Here is a 4,925-nt window from a genome sequence, read left to right as displayed (position 1 = left end):
TTGATCGCGTAATAGGCGATCTCGCTTCGGGTGTAGAACGACACCGAGGTGTAGGCCTGGCTGACCGGGACGGTGAGTTTCAGTGGCCCGGCCGAGAGGTCGTAGCGGCAGATCGCCATCGCAAAGGCCGGGTCCATGAACGGCATCGGCGATCTGGAGGGATCGGCTGATGGCAGCGCGGTGACCGCATTGAGCTCCGTCATCGGCGTCAGCCGCGAATAGGCATCATGGCTTGCGATCCGCGGCAGCGCCAGCACGCTGACCAGATGCACGATGCCGCCGAGGATGACGCCGGCGACGATGGTGAGCGCGAGGCGGATCATGTCGGGCACCCAACCGTCGTAATCGCCGGCATCGGCGCCTCGCGCTGCGAGCGCGTCGCGACCCCAACCGGCGTGTCATAGAGGCGGAGCATCAGCTGGTAGCGCTCGATGCCGCCGGTCGGCAGCCAGTTGCCGGAGCGCGAGCGCGACGCCACGTGGATCTCGAACGAACCGTCGGCGGCGCGCACGATTTCCTGGCTGGTGAAGCCGTAGCGCTGCAGCGCGTTGGCGACGAGGTGGCCCTTGCCGTCATACAGCGTCAAGGTCCAAAACCGCGCCGGCGGCGTCACGCCCGACAGCACGACGTCGCAGCGGCCGTCCAGCGGCCTCTTCTTGTCGTCGCTGGCTGTGGTGAAGGCGACGCCATCGCCGGTGCCGATCGGCAGCTCGCCATTGCGCACGATGGTGGCGCGCGAATAGGGATCGATGTCGGCGGTCCCGGTCTTTGGGCGCGCGGTCCACGACCCGATCGTCAGCGTACCGAGATCGGTGCCCTTGGTCGCAGTCATCCAGGTGGTGCCGATGCCGACGAAGGTGGCGAGGGACAGCGCCAGCACGGTGACGAAAAGCAGTCGCATCAGGTCTTTGATCAGTTCTTGCGCGGCGCCGATGCCGCGCTGTCAGGCGTTGCCGCAGCAAAACTGTCGGAGAAGGGGACCGCGCTCGACGAGGTCGACTTGGCCCCCTTCGGCGGCTCGTCCATGGTGGTCTTGATCGGCGTCTTGGCCGCGTCGTCCAGCAGCTTTTCCACGCGGACCAGAATGTCGGCGCCGCGCCGGGTCAGCACCGGCGGCGGTCCCGGCTTGATTTCCAGCGCCTTCTCCTTGCCCGCGGCAGCCATCGCGGCCTGGGCGGTTTGCGGCAGCTTCTCGCCCATGCCGACGCCGGCCAGCTCGCGGATTTCGACGCCTTGATGGGCGGCCGTCATGATGTCGTGCCAGGTCTGCGCCGGCAGCGAGCCGCCGGTCATGCGGTTGGTCGGCGAGTAATCGTCATTGCCGTACCAGATCGCACAGGTGAAATTGCCGGTATAGCCGACGAACCAGGCGTCTCGATACGCGTTGGTGGTGCCGGTCTTGCCCGCGGTCGGAATGCCGTCGAGCGCCGCGCGCCGCGCAGTGCCCTCAGAGACCACATGGCTCATCATGCCGGCCATGTCGGCTGCGATATTCGGCGGAATGGCCTGCCGGGGTTTTGGACCATCGCGGTCCCAGCGCCACACCAAATCGCCCTGGCCGGTGCGCACTTCCAGCACCGAATGCGGCGTTACCGACTTGCCCTTGTTGGGGAAGGTCGCATAGGCCACCGCATGTTCGAGCACGGTGACCTCGTCCGAGCCGATCGGCAGCGACGGCGTATCGGGCAGCGGCGCCTTGATGCCGAAGCGGCGCGCCACTTCGACGATCTTGGCCCGGCCGGCCTTTGGACCCTCCTTGCCGCCGAGCGCGATCGACAGTTTGACGGGCACCACGTTGATCGAGCGCGTGATCGCCTGGGTCAGCGTAACCGCGCCGGAATAGGAGTGGCCATAATTCTGCGGGCACCAGTTGCCGATGCAGACCGGGCCGTCGACGACGATCGATTTTGGCGTAAAACCATTGAGCAGCGCGGTCGTGTAGACATAGGGCTTGAACGACGAGCCGGGCTGCCGGTAGGCGTCGGTGGCGCGGTTGAACTGGCTCGCGCCATAGTCGCGCCCGCCCACCATGGCGCGGATGCCGCCGTCGAGATCGGCCACCACCGTCGCCGCCTGGGTGGCGTGATAGTCGCGGCCGAACTGGCGCAGCTGGTTCTCGATCGCCTCTTCCGCGGCCTTCTGCACGTTCATGTCGATCGCGGTGCGCACCACGAACACGCGCTCGGTGTAGGATTTCGGAAACGTGTCGACCAGCTTGCGCATCTCGTCGAAGGCGTAGTCGAGATAATAGTTCGGCGAGTTCTCGTCGCGGCGGTCGACCGCAAAGGCCGGGTTGCGGCGAGCGCCGAACACCTGGCCTTCGGTCATGAAGCCGGCATCGACCAGATTGTCGAGCACGACGTTGGCGCGGGCGCGCGCGGCGGGCAGGTTGATGTGGGGGGCGAATTTGGTCGGCGCCTTGAACAGGCCGGCCAGCATCGCGGCTTCGGCGAGATTGACGTCGCGCACCGACTTGTTGAAGTAGAAATGCGCCGCGCCGTCCGCGCCAAAGGTGCCGCCGCCCATATAGGCGCGGTCGAGATAGAGTTTTAAGATCTCGTTCTTGGTCAGCCGGGTCTCCAGCCAGATCGCCAGGAACGCCTCGTTGACCTTGCGCTCGATGGTGCGCTCGTTGGACAGGAACAGGTTTTTGGCGAGCTGCTGGGTGATCGAGGAGCCGCCCTGGCGCACGCCGCCGGCCTGGGCATTGGTCACCAGCGCGCGCGCCGTGCCGGCGATGTCGATGCCAAAATGGTCGTAGAAGCGGCGGTCTTCGGTCGCCAGCGTCGCCTTGATCAGGTTATCCGGAAAGTCTTCCAGCGGGATCGAGTCGTTGTGCTTGATGCCGCGGCTGCCGATCGGGTTGCCGTAGCGGTCGAGGAAGCTCACCGCGAGGTCGCTCTTCTTCAGCCAGTCCTCATCCGCGGTCTCGCGGAACGCCGGGATCGCGAGCGCCAGCAGGACGATCAGGCCGCCGAGCCCGAGGGTTGCAGCCTCGGAGAACGGCTCGACGAAAACCCAGCGCTTCCACCCACCGACATAGAACCGGTCCATGAAGGTCGAGAAGCGCTCATAGAGCTCGCGCGCGCCCTTGGCCGAGGAGAACAGCGTGGAGTCGATGCGCGCGTCGACATCCAGCATCGCGTGCCGGATCCTTGTCTTCCACTCGGGCGGTATGATCTCGCGCACTGACCTAACGGCTCTCTTCCACCCAGCCGGGTAAGGCTGACGTCTTTGCGGGAATGTTGCGGCAAACCCAAGGCATTGTTGTCGGGCGACTCCGTTCTATCTAGCCGAGCAGGGGGCATAAACCAACGGCCCGGCTTCCGATTTCATGGGCCACCCCCATTTTCATGGCGTAGCCCTAATCCCCTTTCTTTGAGGCGCAAGTCATTTGAGGCGCAAGATCTTTGAGGCGCAAGTCGGGTTCCGTCCAATCAACCTCTTGCGTGCGGCCATCACAACCTCCTAGAAGGTTTCAGCGTTAACTCCCGGAGATGACGAGGGATTCATGACCGCGCCCGCCAAGCGGCCCTCGGGTCAGGAGGGTTCCTTCTGGAAAACCAAGACGTTGGAAGAGATGTCCGACGGCGAATGGGAAAGCCTGTGCGACGGCTGCGCGCGCTGCTGCCTGGAGAAGCTGGAAGAAGAGGACAGTGGGGAAATCTATTTCACCCATGTTTCCTGCGCGCTGCTGGATTCCGGTCTATGCGCCTGCAAGGACTATGAAAATCGCTCCGCACGCGTGTCTGACTGCGTCCGCCTGACGCCCGCCAATGTCAGGACCATCAACTGGCTGCCGCCGAGCTGCGCCTACCGCCTGGTGGCGGAGGGGCGCGACCTCTACTGGTGGCACCCGCTGATCTCGGGCGATCCCAATACCGTCCATGAAGCCGGCGTCTCGGTGCGGGGGCGGGTGGTCGGCACCGAGGACGAGATCCCGGATGCCGAGCTCGAGGACCACATCGTGCAGTGGCCGACACTGCTGCCGCGCCAGGCGCGCCTGAAGCGCCGGCCGAAGGCGTGACGCTGGCGCTGAGCTTTCCCCGTCGTCATGGCCGGGCTTGTCCCGGCCATCCACGTCTTTGACGCAACAAGGAAGAAGGACGTGGATGCCCGGCACAAGGCCGGGCATGACGAGGTATGCGCGGACGCCGCGAGCTTAACACTTCATTAATCGCTCATATCCCCTCACGCGATCGCGATTGGGACCCACCCATGCGCTGAGGCGCCTGCCCGAGCTTAGACTTTCCGCCTATGTTGGTAGTCGTTGATTCTCTCAGCGGCGTCAGCCGCGCACATAAGATTCTACGCTTCCCATGAACAGGTTCGAACGGCAGAGCCGTCACCCTGCCGACCGCACAGCGCTGCCTGAAAACGTCGCAGTCGATCTGCAAAACATCTCACGCCAGGTCAAGGCGGCGAGCGCGGCCCCTCAGCTTCAGGGCGTCCCCTTAAGCCAGCGCGAGGTCCGCACCATCCTGATGAGCCTACTGCTCACGATGTTTCTGGCCGCGCTCGACCAGACCATCGTGGCAACCGCGCTGCCGACCATCGGCCGGCAATTTGCCGATGTCTCCAACCTGTCCTGGGTGATCACTGCCTACCTTCTGGCCTCGACCGCGGTCGCGCCGGTGTTCGGCACGCTCTCCGACATCTATGGCCGCCGCGCCATGATCATCGTGTCCTTAAGCCTGTTCGTCGCCGGCTCCGTGCTCTGCGCGGTGGCGCCGAACATGCCGGTCCTGATCCTCGCCCGCGGCCTGCAGGGCCTCGGCGGCGGCGGCATCATGCCGGTGGTGCAGACCGTGATTTCCGACGTGATCTCGCCGCGCGAGCGCGGCCAGTACCAGGCCTATTTCTCCGGCGTCTGGATGCTCGCCGGCATCGGCGGCCCGGTGCTGGGCGGCGTGTTTGCCGAACAT

General features: G+C 65.1%; 5 protein-coding genes. 2 read left to right on the top strand and 3 right to left on the bottom strand.

The genetic code is table 11. The features are described 5' to 3' along the window. From JOZ76_RS00025 to JOZ76_RS00015, 3 genes are all read right to left on the bottom strand, one after another. A partial coding sequence (locus JOZ76_RS00025; RefSeq protein ID WP_441299947.1) for a DUF1254 domain-containing protein occupies positions 1-323 on the bottom strand: 323 nt, incomplete at its 3' end. Next, the gene (locus JOZ76_RS00020) at positions 320-901 is read right to left on the bottom strand and encodes a DUF1214 domain-containing protein (protein ID WP_291696593.1); all 582 of its coding nucleotides are present in this window, start codon (positions 899-901) and stop codon (positions 320-322) included. The genes JOZ76_RS00020 and JOZ76_RS00025, both read right to left, overlap by 4 nt. An 11-nt stretch (positions 902-912) precedes the next feature. After that, a complete protein-coding gene (locus JOZ76_RS00015; protein WP_291696592.1) occupies positions 913-3,189 on the bottom strand; it encodes a transglycosylase domain-containing protein in 2,277 nt (758 codons plus the stop codon). A 322-nt stretch (positions 3,190-3,511) separates the two neighbouring features. On the opposite strand from JOZ76_RS00015, the gene JOZ76_RS00010 reads away from it, so the two are divergent. Both JOZ76_RS00010 and JOZ76_RS00005 read left to right on the top strand, forming a co-directional pair. Further along, entirely contained in the window at positions 3,512-4,027 is a 516-nt protein-coding gene (locus JOZ76_RS00010) for a YcgN family cysteine cluster protein (protein ID WP_291696591.1), read from the top strand. A 292-nt stretch (positions 4,028-4,319) separates the two neighbouring features. After that, positions 4,320-4,925, top strand: a 606-nt coding sequence (locus JOZ76_RS00005; protein ID WP_291696590.1) for an MFS transporter, incomplete at its 3' end; no start/stop codon positions are given.

Origin of the sequence: Bradyrhizobium sp. (assembly GCF_019244115.1) — a bacterium.
Taxonomy (GTDB): Bacteria; Pseudomonadota; Alphaproteobacteria; order Rhizobiales; family Xanthobacteraceae; genus Bradyrhizobium.
This window is presented reverse-complemented; position numbering and strand designations above follow the sequence as displayed.

What these genes read in the sequence shown, in the direction of transcription:
- JOZ76_RS00010 (WP_291696591.1), top strand. Translation starts at nt 3,512, where the DNA reads ATGACCGCGCCCGCCAAGCGGCCCTCGGGTCAGGAGGGTTCCTTCTGG.
- JOZ76_RS00020 (WP_291696593.1), bottom strand. Translation starts at nt 901, where the DNA reads ATGCGACTGCTTTTCGTCACCGTGCTGGCGCTGTCCCTCGCCACCTTC.